Source organism: Sphingobium sp. B8D3B (assembly GCF_025961875.1).
GTDB lineage: Bacteria > Pseudomonadota > Alphaproteobacteria > Sphingomonadales > Sphingomonadaceae > Sphingobium.
Map to the genome: position 1 here is coordinate 911,114 of NZ_JAOQON010000001.1, position 14,727 is coordinate 925,840.

At 64.4% G+C, this 14,727-nt stretch carries 13 protein-coding genes; 10 read left to right on the forward strand and 3 right to left on the reverse strand.

The window, feature by feature from the left end; genetic code table 11:
- Positions 1-23: 23 nt before the first annotated feature.
- On the forward strand, positions 24-1,040 hold the full coding sequence (gene dgcA, locus M2343_RS04250) for an N-acetyl-D-Glu racemase DgcA (protein WP_264575707.1): 1,017 nt from the start codon (positions 24-26) through the stop codon (positions 1,038-1,040).
- A 76-nt stretch (positions 1,041-1,116) separates the two neighbouring features.
- Entirely contained in the window at positions 1,117-1,491 is a 375-nt protein-coding gene (locus tag M2343_RS04255; RefSeq protein WP_181559754.1) for a hypothetical protein, read from the forward strand.
- Here the strand turns inward: M2343_RS04255 and M2343_RS04260 are convergent.
- Positions 1,473-2,642: a mechanosensitive ion channel family protein gene (locus M2343_RS04260; protein ID WP_264575708.1), complete on the reverse strand. Its 1,170-nt coding sequence runs from the start codon at positions 2,640-2,642 to the stop codon at positions 1,473-1,475. The genes M2343_RS04255 and M2343_RS04260 overlap by 19 nt on opposite strands.
- Before the next feature lie 14 nt (positions 2,643-2,656).
- Entirely contained in the window at positions 2,657-3,427 is a 771-nt protein-coding gene (gene ubiG / locus M2343_RS04265; protein WP_264575709.1) for a bifunctional 2-polyprenyl-6-hydroxyphenol methylase/3-demethylubiquinol 3-O-methyltransferase UbiG, read from the reverse strand.
- A gap of 106 nt (positions 3,428-3,533) precedes the next feature.
- Here ubiG and M2343_RS04270 point away from each other — a divergent pair, with 106 nt between their 5' ends.
- The 8 genes from M2343_RS04270 (at position 3,534) to M2343_RS04305 (ending at position 14,297) form a co-directional block, all read left to right on the forward strand.
- Complete coding sequence (locus tag M2343_RS04270; protein WP_264575710.1) at positions 3,534-4,793, forward strand: aspartate kinase; 1,260 nt, start codon at positions 3,534-3,536, stop codon at positions 4,791-4,793.
- Between the two features lie 118 nt (positions 4,794-4,911).
- Entirely contained in the window at positions 4,912-5,922 is a 1,011-nt protein-coding gene (locus tag M2343_RS04275; protein ID WP_264575711.1) for an NAD(P)H-dependent flavin oxidoreductase, read from the forward strand.
- Between the two features lie 345 nt (positions 5,923-6,267).
- Positions 6,268-8,568 carry a phosphoenolpyruvate--protein phosphotransferase gene (gene ptsP / locus M2343_RS04280; protein ID WP_264575712.1) on the forward strand — a complete coding sequence of 767 codons (2,301 nt, stop codon included), beginning with the start codon at positions 6,268-6,270 and terminating at the stop codon, positions 8,566-8,568.
- Positions 8,569-8,675: 107 nt separating this feature from the next.
- Positions 8,676-9,533 carry a helix-turn-helix domain-containing protein gene (locus M2343_RS04285; RefSeq protein ID WP_264575713.1) on the forward strand — a complete coding sequence of 286 codons (858 nt, stop codon included), beginning with the start codon at positions 8,676-8,678 and terminating at the stop codon, positions 9,531-9,533.
- A gap of 93 nt (positions 9,534-9,626) precedes the next feature.
- Complete coding sequence (locus tag M2343_RS04290) at positions 9,627-10,592, forward strand: hypothetical protein (protein WP_413716003.1); 966 nt, start codon at positions 9,627-9,629, stop codon at positions 10,590-10,592.
- Entirely contained in the window at positions 10,585-11,532 is a 948-nt protein-coding gene (gene tilS, locus M2343_RS04295) for a tRNA lysidine(34) synthetase TilS (protein ID WP_264575714.1), read from the forward strand. Before M2343_RS04290 ends, tilS begins: the two co-directional genes overlap by 8 nt.
- 70 nt (positions 11,533-11,602) lie before the next feature.
- Positions 11,603-13,552 carry an ATP-dependent zinc metalloprotease FtsH gene (ftsH, locus tag M2343_RS04300; RefSeq protein ID WP_181559746.1) on the forward strand — a complete coding sequence of 650 codons (1,950 nt, stop codon included), beginning with the start codon at positions 11,603-11,605 and terminating at the stop codon, positions 13,550-13,552.
- 109 nt (positions 13,553-13,661) lie between these two features.
- Positions 13,662-14,297 (forward strand): DUF3800 domain-containing protein, encoded by a 636-nt coding sequence (locus M2343_RS04305; RefSeq protein ID WP_264575715.1) that lies wholly within the window; start codon positions 13,662-13,664, stop codon positions 14,295-14,297.
- 83 nt (positions 14,298-14,380) lie between these two features.
- On the opposite strand, the gene rpoZ is transcribed toward M2343_RS04305, so the two are convergent.
- Entirely contained in the window at positions 14,381-14,725 is a 345-nt protein-coding gene (rpoZ, locus tag M2343_RS04310) for a DNA-directed RNA polymerase subunit omega (protein WP_181559744.1), read from the reverse strand.
- Between the last annotated feature and the right edge of the window lie 2 nt (positions 14,726-14,727).

Below are 14,727 nucleotides of genomic sequence, written 5' to 3' on the forward strand. Positions count from 1 at the left end.
GTTCTCATGAGGTCGGATTCGCAGTGATCGACATTGGCCTGCAGCAAGTCGCGGTCGAGCGCTTCGCCGTGCGCAACGCCTTCACCATCAGCCGTGGCGCCAAGACGTTTGTGGATGTGGTCATGTGCGTGGTTACGGATGGCACGTTCACCGGGCGGGGCGAGGGCACGCCGATCTATTATCATGGCGAGACGGCGGAAGGGTGTGCGGCGGCGATCGAGGCGCTCGTGCAGGCGCAGGGCGCCGTGCCGGACCGCGAGACGTTGCGCACCCTGATGCCACCGGGCGCCGCACGCAATGCGCTGGATTGCGCACTGTGGGATCTGGAGGCAGCGCGGACCGGCAAGCCGGTTTGGGCGCTGGCCGGACTGAAGGCGCCCCAGCCGGTCCGGACGGCCTATACGATCAGCCTCGATACGCCGGAGAAGATGGCGCAGGCGGCCGCAGACGCGCGGGCGCGGGGGTTCACGCTGCTGAAATGCAAGCTCACCGGCGACGGTGATCAGGCCCGTATCGAAGCGGTGCGGCAAGGTGCGCCGGATGTCGACCTGATCGTGGATGCCAATGAGAGCTGGGCCGATCTGGACGTTCAGGCGCAAGCCCGTGCACTGGCCGATCTGGGCATCGCATTGATCGAGCAGCCCTTGCCTGCACAGGCAGATGCGGCGCTGGCCGGGCTGGCCCTGCCGGTGCCGATCTGCGCGGACGAGAGCTGCCAGTCGCTGGCTGATCTGGCGGGGCTCGGGGCCTATCAGGCAATCAACGTCAAGCTCGACAAGGCCGGTGGACTCACCGAGGCGCTCGCCATGGCGCATGCGGCGCGGGCAGCGGGCAAGCGCATCATGGTCGGCTGCATGCTCGCAAGCTCGCTCGGCATTGCGCCTGCCTTTCTGCTTGCACAGTTCGCCGATTGGGTGGACCTCGATGGCGCCTTGCTGCTAGCTCATGATCGCGAGGGCGCCATGAAAGTCGCCAACGGATATCTTTGGCCCGGAACTTTATGGGGCGAGGCGATTATAACGGATGCTCAACGAAGTTGAACGACAATAGGGTTTTGAAGCGGTCGTAAAGGCCGAGGACCGGCAATTGCCGGGTCGCGATTGGAGGAGGCTGTACGTGCGCCTAGCACGAATTCTCGCATTATTGGTGGTACTCGCGACTGTCGGCGTGTCGGCCTATTTCCTCTATCGCATGCCCTTTGCCTGGCTGCAGATCGTCCCTGCGGCGATTGGCGTTGGCCTGTGCCTCTGGTTCTGGCGTACGGCCCCCAAGCGCAAGAAAGCCCGCAAGCGCGCCGCGCTCGCGACGGTTCTGTTCGTGCCGCTGCTGATGGCCAGCGCGGTGCTGAGCCTCATGGTGTCGCCGGAATCGGTCTGGCCGGTGTTCACCGCGCTGGCGCTGCTCGCGATGATGGTTGCCGTGCTTGCGCTCATGCGGATCGAGCGCAAACAGAACCATGTGTGGGCCGGCTATTATTCCGACGTGGCCTGATCGGCGCTCCCGATACTGCGCGGGGCCAGAGCGCCCGGCAGTTCGTGGAGGACCGGGTAGGGCATGATCATCTTGCCGGCCGGATCGGCGGTAAACGTGGTCTGCGTGGGATAGGCAAATTCCAGCCCCAGATCGTTGAAACGGCCGAGAATATCGAGGCCGATCGCATGGCGGACCATGTAAACCTCGTCCCAATCATGCGAGTGCACATCGAACTCCAGCTCGAAATCCAGTGAGCTGGCCCCAAAGCCGATGAAGCCCGAGCGCACGAAGTCGCCGCCATGCGCGTTGACGATCTCTCGCAGCAGATCGGGAATCTTCGCCGCTTCAGCGGGTGCGGTCTGGTAGATGACGCCGATGGCGAACTTGACCCGGCGGCGATCGAGGCCGGTGTAGCTCGTGATCTCCTTGTTCAGCAATTGCGCATTGGAAACGATCATGCGTTCGCCCGTCACCACGCGCAGGCGCGTGGACTTGAGGCCGATGCGCTCCACAACGCCCGTCTGCGTACCGAAATTGATCGCATCGCCGACCTTGAAGGGCTTGTCGAAGATGATCGAGAGGGACGCGAACAGGTCCGAAAAAATGCCCTGCGCCGCCAGACCAATGGCAATGCCGCCGATCCCGAGACCGGCGACAAGACCAGTGACATTGACGCCGAGATTGTCCAGCACGACGATGGCGGCCACGGCAAAGATCGCGATGGAGAGGAGGACTTTGATGAGGCCGCTGGCATTGGCCAAGGCCTCGCTGCCGCCCAGCTCCGGGTCCGAGCGCATCTGGATGAAGCCGAGCGCCATGTGGCGCACCCAGACCGCGATCTGCCAGGCCGTCACCACGATGAACAGGAAGTTGATCGCATTGAACAATGCGGGCGGCACCGGGAAATAATTGACGACGAGGCGGGCCGCGATGAGCATCATGAACAGATGCCCGGTTTTCCCGACGGTGCTGGCGGCGACGCCCATGATCGGGGCGCTGTGCGCGGCCTTGAGCAGCAGGCGCTGCACGATCCGCTTGAGCAGCCCCAGCGCAAAATAGATGGCGATGCCGATGGCCACGGCGATCGCCACCTCGATCCAGTTCTCGCCCAGCCATGTCATGGCATGTTCGAGACCGCGGAGGGGATTGGCGTGGGATGAAGTTGTCATCGGGGCAGCAGTCATCAGGCCGGCGTGCTCGCAAATTGGGGGATGTCGTGCGATGAGAACGCCGCAGAGAGGATGTAGTTCACGGACAGATTGTCACTGAGCACGAAGCCATATCGCGGATCGGCCATCAGGCCCTTGGTCGTCATGACGTGCAGGCCACGGTCGGTCAGCAGCGCTTCCATTTCCTCCGGGGTGATGAAGCGGTCTGCGTCATGCGTGCCCGTAGCGATGCGGCCGAAGCCCTCTGCCAGCGTCACCACCATCAACTTGGAGAGCGGCGTCCGGTTTGGCGTCGAGATAATCAGCAGCCCATTCGGCTTGAGCAGCCGCGCGACAGCAGAGAGAAACATCGCAGGATCGGTGACATGCTCGATGACTTCCAGCGCCGTGATCAGGTCGAATTGCGGATCGGCCAGCGTCTCCACCCCGCAATTGCGATAATCGATGGACAGGCCCATTGCGGCGGCATGGTCGCGGGCGACGGCGATATTCTCCGGCGCCGCATCTACAGCCGTCACGGCGCCGCCCATGCGGGCGAGCGGCTCGGCGACGAGCCCGGCCCCGCAGCCGACATCGAGAACGCGCTTGCCGGCCAGCGGGCGCAGATCCTGAGGCGATCCACCCCAGTGCGCATCGACAGCGGCGCGGATGAAGCCAAGGCGCACCGGTCCCAGCTTGTGGAGCATGGCGCTGGAGCCATTGGGGTCCCACCAATCGGCCGCGTGCGCGCCGAAATGCGCGGCTTCTTTGGGGTCGATGGTGCTGCTGTGCGGTTCGCTTGCCATTGCCGATCCTGCTGACTAATAGGGCGCCGGCTCGAAGGCCGGTGAATACCGATCCGTCGGCATTTCATGCCCCCTTGATAGTCCAAGAAAGGTCCGCGGCAAGTCCATGGCGCGTATTGTGATGAAATTTGGCGGCACGTCGATGGCCGGCATGGAGCGAATCCGCAACGTTGCGCTTCGGGTGAAGCATGAGGTTGGCCTGGGCAACGAGGTCGCGGTCGTCGTCTCCGCGATGGCCGGCGAGACCGATCGCCTGGTCAACTTTTGCAAGGAAGCCAGCCCACTTTACGACCCCGCCGAATATGACGTGGTTGTCGCGTCAGGCGAGCAGGTGACGTCCGGGTTGCTGGCGATGACGCTCAAAGCGCTGGGCGTCGATGCGCGCAGCTGGCTGGGCTGGCAGTTGCCGATCCGCACGAGCGAGGCACACAGCAAGGCGCGGATCGACACGGTCGAGACCGAAGGCCTGCTGGCGGCGATGACCGCCGGGCAGGTCGCGGTCATTCCGGGCTTTCAGGGGCAGATGGAGAGCGGCCGGGTCTCGACCCTGGGTCGTGGCGGGTCTGATACCTCCGCCGTGGCGGTCGCGGCCGCCGTGCAGGCCGATCGGTGCGATATCTATACAGATGTCGATGGCGTCTACACGACCGATCCGCGCATCGTCAGCCGGGCGCGCAAGCTCGACAAGGTCACCTATGAGGAAATGCTGGAGCTGGCGAGTGTCGGCTCGAAAGTGCTGCAGACGCGGTCCGTCGCGCTGGCGATGAAGGAGAAGGTGCGCGTGCAGGTGCTCTCGTCCTTCGACGCGCCAGGGGACGATCCCGAACCCGGCACGATGATCGTCAGCGAAGCAGAAATTGAGGAAAGCGACATGGAACGGCAGCTCATCACCGGCATCGCTCATGACAAGAACGAAGCCAAGATCATCGTCACGCGCGTGCCGGACAAGCCCGGTGCGGTTGCCAGCATCTTCGGCCCGCTGGCCGATGCGAGCATCAATGTCGACATGATCATCCAGAATGACAGCAAGGACAATGCCGAGACGGACGTGACCTTCACTGTCCCCCGCACCGACCTCGCGCGCAGCGTGGACATTCTGGAGAAGCTGCAGGACGAGATCGGCTTCCGTCGCATCATCACCGACGATCAGGTCGCCAAGATCAGCGTTGTGGGTGTGGGCATGCGCAGCCATGCCGGCGTTGCGGCGACGATGTTCAAGACGCTGGCCGAGCGCGGCATCAATATCGAGGCGATCTCCACCAGCGAGATCAAGGTCTCGGTGCTGATCGACGAGGACGAGACCGAATTGGCCGTCCGCGTGCTCCACACCGCCTACGGTCTCGACGCGGAGCAGGCGCCCGCTTGATCAATTTGGAGCCGCTTCCATTGGGGAGAGGCTCCGAGGCAGCGTGCCGGCATTCGGTCGGCCGCTGATCTCCTCTTTGCCGTCACTTCCCGGTGGGAAGGTCAGATTGGGTATCGTGATGACCGACCGTCTTTCTTCCCTCATGGCCCGCGGCACCGCATTTCTCGGCAGCGAGACCGCGATCATCTGTGGCGCGATGAGCTGGGTGTCCGAGCGGCATCTGGTGTCCGCTGTCAGCAATGCCGGCGGCTTCGGCCTGATCGCGTGCGGCGCGATGACCCCGGATCTGCTCGATACCGAGATCGCGGCGACCCAGGCGATGACGGACAAGCCCTTTGGCGTGAACCTCATCACCATGCACCCGCAGCTGTTCGATTTGATCGCAGTCTGCGCCCGCCATTCGGTGACGCATATCGTGCTGGCCGGCGGCCTGCCGCCCAAGGGGAGCATCGAGGCGATCAAGGCCAGCGGCGCCAAGGTGATCTGCTTCGCCCCAGCCTTGTCGCTGGCCAAGAAGCTGCACCGGTCGGGTGTCGATGCGCTGGTGATCGAGGGTATGGAAGCGGGCGGCCACATCGGCCCCGTGGCGACCAGTGTGCTCGCGCAGGAAATCCTCCCGGTGATGGCAAGCGAGCTGCCGGTCTTCGTTGCCGGCGGCATCGGCCATGGCGAGGCGATCGCTGCTTATCTCGACATGGGTGCGGCCGGCGTTCAGCTGGGCACCCGCTTTGCCTGCGCCAGCGAGAGCATCGCCCATGCCAACTTCAAGAAGGCGTTCTTCCGGGCCTCGGCGCGCGATGCCATTGCCAGCGTGCAGATCGATTCGCGGCTGCCGGTGATTCCCGTGCGCGCCCTGCGCAACGCCGGAACCGACGCCTTCACCGCCAAGCAGCGTGAAGTCGCGCAACTGCTCGACGACCGCAAGGTCGACATGGGTGAGGCGCAGCTGCAGATCGAGCATTATTGGGCCGGTGCCCTGCGCCGGGCGGTGATCGATGGCGACATCGAAAATGGCTCGCTGATGGCCGGCCAGTCCGTGGGCATGGTGACGAAGGAAGAACCCGTCGCCGAGATCATCACGACCCTGATGGCCGAGGCGCGGGCCGCGTTGACCCGCCGGGTCGGCTGATCACGGCGCTGCTCTCGCAGCCAGCCTGTCGGTCATTGGTTAACGGGTAGCGATATCACGGCGTTCCGTTTACAGCGGTGCGAACGCGCCGACTGGTGCGACCGCCGAAAAGAACAAGACGTCGGGAGAGGTGCCGTGCTGAAGGGCCGGTCAAATGACAGGTGCATAAGGGGCGCGTTGTTGCGCGTTTCAACGCCTGCTTGCGTGTCTGCCGCGTCTCCTTCTTTTCCGACTGGCTTTCTTCCTCTGCTGCTCGCCATTCCGTCATCGTCTTTGCCGGGTTTCTCGCCCGGAAAGATCGAGACGAGGTTGGTTCCCGGCGGCAGTTTCTGATAGCAGGAACGCATGGATCAAACGCGGCGCCCGGAATCCCCATCGAGCAGTGCGGCCACGGCCGCGCGCAGAATTCTCTCTCGCCTCCATGAGGTGATGGCGGCGCGTACGCAGACGCAGGTGAAACTCAACAAGGTCGTCGAGATTGTCGGACAGGAGCTTTCGAGCGAGGTCTGCTCGATTTACTTGCTGCGCGATGGCATGCTGGAGCTGTTCGCGACGCGCGGCCTCAAACAGGAGGCCGTTCACGTCACGCGCCTGGCGCCCGGCGAGGGCCTTGTCGGCACGATTGCTCATAATGTCGAGACGCTCAACCTTGAGGAAGCCTCCGGCCATCCCGACTTCGCCTATCGGCCGGAAACGGGCGAGGAGCGCTTCCACAGCTTCGCCGGGGTGCCGATCGTCCGCCGCGAAAATGCGATTGGCGCGCTGTGCGTCCAGCATCTCGACCCGCGCGGCTATGAGGAAGTCGAGATCGAGGCGCTGCAGACGGTGGCGATGGTGCTCGCCGAGCTGATCAACAACGCCAATCTGGTCGATGAAAATCCCGGCGAAGATCGCCCGCTCGAAACGGGCGCGAGCATCCTCTCGGGCTTGCAACTCGTGATGGGCATGGCGCGCGGTCACGCGGTGTTCCATCAGCCGCGCGTGACCATCGAGCATACCGTCGCCGAGGATGTCGAGGTCGAGCGCCAGCGCGTGTATTCGGCGTTCGCCAAGATGCGCGAGCAGATCGAGCGCATGGCGGGGCAGGCCGAGTTCGGCATGGACGGCGAGCACAAGGAGGTGCTCGAGACCTACAAGATGTTCGCCTATGATGAAGGCTGGTCGCGGCGGATCAACGAAGCGATCGACTCCGGCCTTACCGCCGAGGCGGCAATCGAGCGGGTGCAGCAACGCACCCGGATGCGGATGCGGCAGATCGACGATCCGCTGCTGCAGGACCGGATGCACGATCTGGAGGATCTCTCCAATCGCCTGCTGCGCATCGTGGCCGGGCAGCTCGGCACGGCGGCGCAACTGGGGCTGCGGCAGGACACGATCCTGATCGCCCGCAATCTCGGGCCCGCGGAACTGCTGGAATATGACCGGCGGCGGTTGAAGGGCGTCGTGCTGGAAGAAGGCTCGCTGACCGCGCACGTCACCATTGTGGCGCGGGCCATGGGGGTGCCGGTGCTGGGCCGGGTCAAGAACACCCGGGCGCTGATCAACGAGGGCGATCTGCTGCTGCTCGATGTCAACCAGAACCGCCTTTACATCCGCCCCTCCGAGCCGATGGACGAGGCGTTCGAGAGCGGCCTTGCGCTCACGCAGAAGCGGCGCGCGGCCTATGCCGGCCAGCGCGATCTGCCGGCGGAGACAAAGGATGGCCAGCGCATCGAGCTGATGGTGAATGCCGGCCTGCGCGACGATGTCGCCGCGCTGGATGTGACGGGCGCCGATGGCATCGGCCTGTTCCGCACCGAGTTCCAGTTTCTCGTCTCGGCGACCCTGCCGCAGCGCGAGCGCCAGCAGCGGCTCTACAAGGAAGTGCTCGACGCGGCGGGCAGCCGTCCGGTCATTTTCCGCACGGTCGATATCGGCGGGGACAAGGCCCTGCCTTATCTGCGCAAGAGCGATTCCGACGATGAGGAAAACCCCGCCATGGGCTGGCGGGCGGTTCGCCTCGCGCTGGAGCGCGATGGCCTGATGAAGGCGCAGGCGCGGGCATTGCTGGAGGCTGCGGCCGGGCGGACCTTGCATGTCATGTTCCCGATGATCTCCGAGCCATGGGAACTGACGCAAGCGATGACGCTGTTTCGCGAGCAGAAGGACTGGCTTGCCAAGCGAGGCCGAAAGCTGCCGAAGAGCGTCAAATATGGCGCGATGCTGGAAGTGCCGGCGCTCGCCGAGGCGCTCGACTTCGTGCTGCCGGACCTGGACTTTCTCTCCATCGGCACCAACGATCTCACCCAGTTCCTGTTCGCTGCCGACCGCGCCAACCCCAAACTGGCTGAGCGTTACGATTGGCTGAGCGTTGCGATCCTTCGCTTTCTCGCACGCGTCACGCGGACCTGCTCCGAACATGGGGTGCCGGTGGGGGTCTGTGGCGAAATGGGCGGGCGGACGCTGGAAGCCATGGCCCTGCTCGGCCTTGGCATTCGGCGCCTTTCCATCACGCCGGCCTCGATCGGCCCGGTCAAGGCGATGGTCCGTTCGGTGGATCTCACGGCCTTGTCGCAAGTCACGGTCGATTTGCTGAAGGGCGGGGTTGCCAACCTTCGCGAGCCACTCTCGCAGTGGGCCGACGATAACGGCGTCGATCTCGGTTGAGAGCCTGTGCGGTGCCGCGCCAGCGAATTCGCGCGTTGACACCGCATAGCGACTGATGAAACAAAGGAACTGGCAAAAAGACCGAAAATAGACGGAAAAAGGCCTCAATGCGCGAAGATGCGAACGAAAATGAGACCGTCGCGCGCAGCGGACTGAGTGCATCGGCGCAGATGCGGCAGGCACGTGAGGCTGCGGGCATGTCGCTCGATGATGTGGCGAACCGCACGCGGATTACCTTGCGCCATCTCACCGCGCTGGAAGCCGGTGACTATCAGGCCCTTCCCGGAACGACCTATTGCGCAGGTTTCTCGCGCGCTTATGCCCGCGCGGTCGGCATCGACGAACATGCCCTTGTCAGCAAGGTGCGTGAAGAAATCGCGGAAATGGGCGTCGAGCAGGACCCTTATGAGATTGAGGAGCCGGTCGATCCCAGCAGCGTTCCACCGCGCTATCTGGTAATCGCCGCCGCCGTCATCGCGCTGTTGTTTGCGGGCGGTTACGCGATTTGGCGGACCCAGTACATCACGCCGCCGACCGACGACCAGCTTGCGATCGAACAGCGAACCGAGCCGCGCATCGCCGACCCGCGCAACAAATCGGCGGCGCCCGCGCAGAACCCGGCGCAGGCGCGTCCCAATGGCCCGGTGGTCCTGACTGCGGTGAACGAGGTTTGGTTGCGCATCTATCAGCCGGACGGAAAGCGTCTCTTCGAAGGGACGCTGGAGAAAGACAAGAGCTTCACCGTCCCGGCCGAGGCGCAGGACCCGATGATCCTCACCGGACGCCCGGATGCGCTGGCGGTGACTGTTGGCGGGCAGGCTATCCCGCCACTCGGGACTGCCGAGCGGACGATATCGGATGTTCCGCTGACGGCTGCGGCTTTGCTTGAGCGCCGCGTTCAGCCCACAGACACCGATCCGGCGGCATCGCAGACTAGCAATGGTGATGCACCGCCGGCGGGTTGATGCTACCAGGCACGGCCTCGCCAACGGATGGGGTAGCGCTCATTGCGCCTCCGCCACCGGCCAACATGATTTGAGCATATCAGGAATTTCACCATGGCAGCAGAGCTTTCCCCCCACGAGATGACCAGTAAACGGACCGGCGGCGGGATTGTCCGCGCCTTGCTCCTTGCCGGCGCCGGCCTGCCGCTGCTCTTCAGTGCCCCGGCAAGCGCCCAGCGCACGGTGGAAGGCCGCGTCGATCGGCTCGAGCAGGAAATGCGGGCCGTGCAGCGCAAGGTGTTCCCCGGCGGGGCGGGCCAGATCATGGCGCCGGAAGTCACGCCGCCTGCGCCGACGCCCGGTGTCGCAGCCGGCGCGCCCGCGACGACGCCGATTGCCGATCTGACGGCGCGAATCAACGCCGTCGAGGCGCAGCTCGCTCGCCTCACGGGTCAGGTCGAGGAGAATGAGCACCGGCTCCGTCAGCTGGAAGAGAATTTCAAGGCGATGAGCGCCGCACAGGCTGCTCCGGCGGTCGATCCGGCCAGTCCCTTCGGCCCGCCCAGCGCGCCGCTCCCCGATCGCACTACGCAAGCTGCTCCGGCGGCAACCCCGCGTCCGGCCGCACAGCCGTCTCTCGTCGCCCGGACCGAAGCGGTGGCAGCGGTCGAGCGCCCCAGCACGGGTAATGCCGCACTGGATAGCTACACCTATGGCTTCCGGCTGTGGACCGCGAAATTCTATCCCGAGGCGCAGGTGCAACTGCAGCAGACCGTCGACAAATATGGCAAGGACCCGGTCGCCAGCCGTGCCCATAATCTGCTCGGCCGTGCGTTTCTCGATGACAAGAAGCCGGCGGCTGCAGCCAAGATCTTCTACGAAAACTACCGGCAACGCCCGGCTGGCGACCGCGCGGCCGAGAGCCTTGCCTGGGTGGGTGAGTCGCTCATCCAGCTCAACCGGCTGAAGGACGCGTGCCTCGCCTATGATGAGTTGAACGAGGTGTTCGGCGCCAACATGCCGGCCAGCGTGCGCGACATGATGACCAAGGGCCGGACCCGCGCCAAATGTAGTGGCTGACACGCTCGCGCAGCGTCTGCTCCAGGCGGTTCACCATCTGCTTGGGCGCCCCCTCGAGGCATCCGAGCGCGTTGGCATCGCAGTCTCGGGCGGAGCGGACAGCATGGCGCTGCTCTCGCTGGCTGCGCGTTGCTGGCCCGGGCAGGTTGAGGCGGCGACAGTCGATCACCGATTGCGAGCCGATTCCGCCGCGGAAGCAGCCATGGTCGCGCGCTGGTGCCAAAGGGAGGGCGTACCGCACGCGACTTTGACCGTCGCGCGGTCCCTTGACGGCAATCTTCAGGCGGCGGCACGTGCGGCGCGCTATGCCCTGTTGGAGGACTGGCAGCAGGCGCGGGGCCTCGACTGGCTGATGACGGCGCATCAGGCGGACGATCAGCTTGAAACGCTGGTCCTGCGGCTCAATCGCGGGGCGGGGGTGGCGGGACTCTCAGCCATCCGGGCCCGACGCGGGACGTTGTTGCGGCCGCTGCTCCATGAGCGCCGCGCTGATCTGCGCGCGTGGTGCCAGAGCGAAAACGTCCCGTTCATCGACGATCCGAGCAACGAGAACCAGCGGTTCGACCGCGTAAGAGTTCGGCAGGCCCTGACTGGCTGCGATCTCATCGACCCCGGTGGCATGAACCGCGCGCTGGAAGCGCTGGGCGAAGCGGAGGACGCCATCGCGTGGATGCTGGACCGGCTCGCCGCCGAGCACCTTGTGCTGGCCGAGGATCGCGCCGACCTCACCCGAACGGACCTGCCGCCGGAGCTCCTTCGCCGCCTGATCTTGCGCATGGTTGCCCATCTCAATCCGCAGGCAGAAAAACCGCGCGGGCCATCGCTGGATCAAGCGCTTGTTCAACTTTTCGATGGTAAGACCGTCACCTTGGCAGACTGCCTAGTCACCGGAGGGGCGCGATGGACGATGCGGCGGGCACCGCCGCGCAGGTCGTGCTGAGCCCAAAGCCGTTCCGGGCATTGTGTTCCGGGCAGGAAGTCCTATTTTGGACCGCGAAAGCGAGTGGTTGATGAACGATAACAAAGAGCCGCAAGGCAATCCATGGATCAAGAGCGCCCTCATATTGGCGGGCGTGTTTCTTGCGCTGCTGATGTTCGTGACGGTGTTCGACAGCAAGGGCATGAGCAACAACGGCACCGCGATTGCCTATTCCGATTTCCGCGACCGGGTTTCGGCCGATGCGGTGAAGGAAGTGGCGATCGGTCCGGACCGGATCAGTGGCGTGCTCAAGAACGATCAGCGTTTCGTCACCTACGCCGTGCCGGACCCGCAGCTCACGGCGCTGCTGGACGAGCATAAGGTCAAATATAGCGGGCAGCCCGAGGAACAGCCGAACTTCTGGATGATCCTGCTCTACCAGTCGCTGCCGTTCATCCTGATCCTCGGCATCGCCTTTTTCGTTCTGCGCCAGATGCAGAAGGGTGGCGGCGCCGGCGGCGCGATGGGCTTTGGCAAGTCCAAGGCCAAGCTGCTCACCGAGAAGCAGGGCCGGGTGACGTTCGACGACGTGGCCGGCATCGATGAAGCCCGTGAGGAGCTTCAGGAGATCGTCGAGTTCCTCAAGGACCCGAGCAAGTTTGCGCGACTGGGCGGGAAGATCCCCAAGGGCGCGCTGCTGGTCGGCTCGCCGGGCACGGGCAAGACGCTGCTCGCCCGCGCCATCGCGGGCGAGGCGGGCGTGCCGTTCTTCACCATTTCGGGCTCTGACTTCGTCGAAATGTTTGTCGGCGTCGGCGCAAGCCGCGTGCGCGACATGTTCGAGCAGGCCAAGAAGAATGCGCCCTGCATCGTCTTTATCGACGAAATCGACGCCGTCGGTCGCCATCGTGGTGCGGGCCTGGGCAATGGCAATGACGAGCGCGAGCAGACGCTGAACCAGCTGCTGGTCGAGATGGATGGCTTTGAATCCAACGAAGGCATCATCATCATCGCCGCGACCAACCGGCCTGACGTGCTCGATCCGGCGCTGCTGCGTCCGGGTCGTTTCGACCGTCAGGTCGTCGTGCCGCGCCCGGATATCGAGGGGCGCATCAAGATACTCGAAGTCCATATGGCTAAGGTGCCACTGGCGCCTGACGTCGATGCGCGCACGATCGCGCGTGGTACGCCCGGCTTCTCCGGTGCCGATCTCGCCAATCTCGTCAACGAGGCGGCGCTGATGGCCGCGCGGCGTGGCAAGCGTCTCGTGGCCAGCGCCGAGTTCGAGGCGGCCAAGGACAAGGTGATGATGGGCTCCGAGCGGCGCTCCATGGTCATGACCGAGGACGAGAAGAAGATGACGGCCTATCATGAGGCTGGTCATGCCATCGTCGCGATCCACGAGCCGGCGTCCGATCCGATCCACAAGGCCACCATTATCCCGCGCGGCCGCGCGCTGGGCATGGTGATGCGTCTGCCGGAGCGGGACAGCTACAGCTATCACCGCGACAAGATGCACGCCAATCTGGCGGTCGCCATGGGCGGGCGAGTGGCTGAGGAAGTGATCTTCGGCCACGAGAAGGTGTCGTCCGGTGCCTCCGGCGACATCCAGTACGCCACGCGGCTCGCGCGCGACATGGTCACTCAATGGGGCATGTCCGACGAGCTGGGGCCGCTGCAATATGAGGAGCCGCAGGGCGAGACCTTCCTCGGCTACTCGCAAAGCCAGCGCGTGCACATGTCCAATGAAACCGCGCAGAAGATCGACGCGGAAATCCGTAAGGTCGTCGAGTCCGGTTATGATCGGGCCAAGACGGTGCTGAGCGATCATCTCGACCAGCTTCACCTGCTGGCCAATGCGCTGCTGGAGTTTGAAACACTCTCGGGCGACGAGATCAAGACTTTGATCGACAAGGGCGAACTCGTCCGTCCGAGTGGTGAGAAGATCCGGCCCTCTCCCGTCCCGGTGACCGGCACGTCGATCCCCAAGACGGGCAAGCGCAAAGGCCCGATCAGCGATCCGACGCCGCAAAACGTCTGACCCTCATGAGGGTGGACACGAAAGACTGATTGTCGCCGCGAGCCCACGGGCTTTGCGGCGACATTCATTTCAGCAGGCGGCTATTACAAGAAGCGGCACGGGAGGACGGATGCCCATCTATATCGACGAAAGCGGCAGTCTTCCCGCGGGCGCCATGATCATGGCTGGCGTCGAGATCGAGGCGGATGCCGCCGACCGGTTGCTGGCGCGGTTTCGTGCGGTTGTGGGTTTGCGCGGCGAGCTCAAGGGCAGCCGGATCGGTCTGGTCGAACGCGCCTTCTTCTTCGAACTGCTCGACCGGTTCGGTGCCCGGGCCAAGATCTGCATCATCCGCGCCGACCCGCAAGACGCCGGTCACCGTCCCGAAGACCTCGACGTCTATGTCGCGCTGCTCACGCAGCTGGTGGACGAATGGCGACCGGACGCGGAGGAGGATTGTCTGCAGGTCTTCATCGACGCGGGTCGTTACGACACGCTGGTGCTGGAATCCGTGCGGCACGACATTGCCAAAAGGCTCGCGCGATGCGGCAGCGCGCAGATGATCGACAGCAGGCGCTCGGCGGGGGTGCAGATTGCCGATGTCGTCGCCAACAGTTTCTACAACATCGCGATCCGGTCTGGTCGCTCCGCGCGGATCGAAACCATTGTCGACCCCTTTCTTACAGGCGGCGTGCTGCAAACCAGCGATTTGCGCCACAGGCCAGCACCCCGCGCGCCGCGTCCGGTGGCGGCAAGGCACGATTGACGCCGAATTCAGTCCCTAGCCGCATCAAAAAAGGCGGCTTCGACTTGTGCCGAAACCGCCTTTCGATCTGATGTTCTCAGGGCTTAGCCGTCGTAATCGGCACCCAGGCTGTGCGAGCGCGGGGGCGTCGCAGCGGTGAGGCGCAGCGCCTCGGCAGAGCGTGCGATCGAGCCGATTTCGTCCGGCGTGTCGTCGTCGTCGATCTGCATCTTCTGCATCGAACCGACGAGATCATGCTTGAGGTCGTCCGGCATGATCGTCTCTTCGGCGATCTCGCGCAGAGCCACGACCGGGTTCTTGTCGCGATCCCGATCAACGGTCAGTTCGGCGCCACCGGAGATGGTCCGGGCGCGCTGCGCCGCCAGGAGAACGAGGTCGAACCGGTTGGGAACCTTGTCGATGCAATCTTCGACAGTAACGCGCGCCATGC

Bases quoted from the DNA above. Each gene is read 5' to 3' on its own strand.
- M2343_RS04260 (WP_264575708.1), bottom strand. From the start codon at position 2,642: ATGACAACTTCATCCCACGCCAATCCCCTCCGCGGTCTCGAACATGCC.
- ubiG (WP_264575709.1), bottom strand. From the start codon at position 3,427: ATGGCAAGCGAACCGCACAGCAGCACCATCGACCCCAAAGAAGCCGCG.
- M2343_RS04270 (WP_264575710.1), top strand. From the start codon at position 3,534: ATGGCGCGTATTGTGATGAAATTTGGCGGCACGTCGATGGCCGGCATG.
- M2343_RS04275 (WP_264575711.1), top strand. From the start codon at position 4,912: ATGACCGACCGTCTTTCTTCCCTCATGGCCCGCGGCACCGCATTTCTC.
- ptsP (WP_264575712.1), top strand. From the start codon at position 6,268: ATGGATCAAACGCGGCGCCCGGAATCCCCATCGAGCAGTGCGGCCACG.
- M2343_RS04285 (WP_264575713.1), top strand. From the start codon at position 8,676: ATGCGCGAAGATGCGAACGAAAATGAGACCGTCGCGCGCAGCGGACTG.
- M2343_RS04290 (WP_413716003.1), top strand. From the start codon at position 9,627: ATGGCAGCAGAGCTTTCCCCCCACGAGATGACCAGTAAACGGACCGGC.
- ftsH (WP_181559746.1), top strand. From the start codon at position 11,603: ATGAACGATAACAAAGAGCCGCAAGGCAATCCATGGATCAAGAGCGCC.
- M2343_RS04305 (WP_264575715.1), top strand. From the start codon at position 13,662: ATGCCCATCTATATCGACGAAAGCGGCAGTCTTCCCGCGGGCGCCATG.
- rpoZ (WP_181559744.1), bottom strand. From the start codon at position 14,725: ATGGCGCGCGTTACTGTCGAAGATTGCATCGACAAGGTTCCCAACCGG.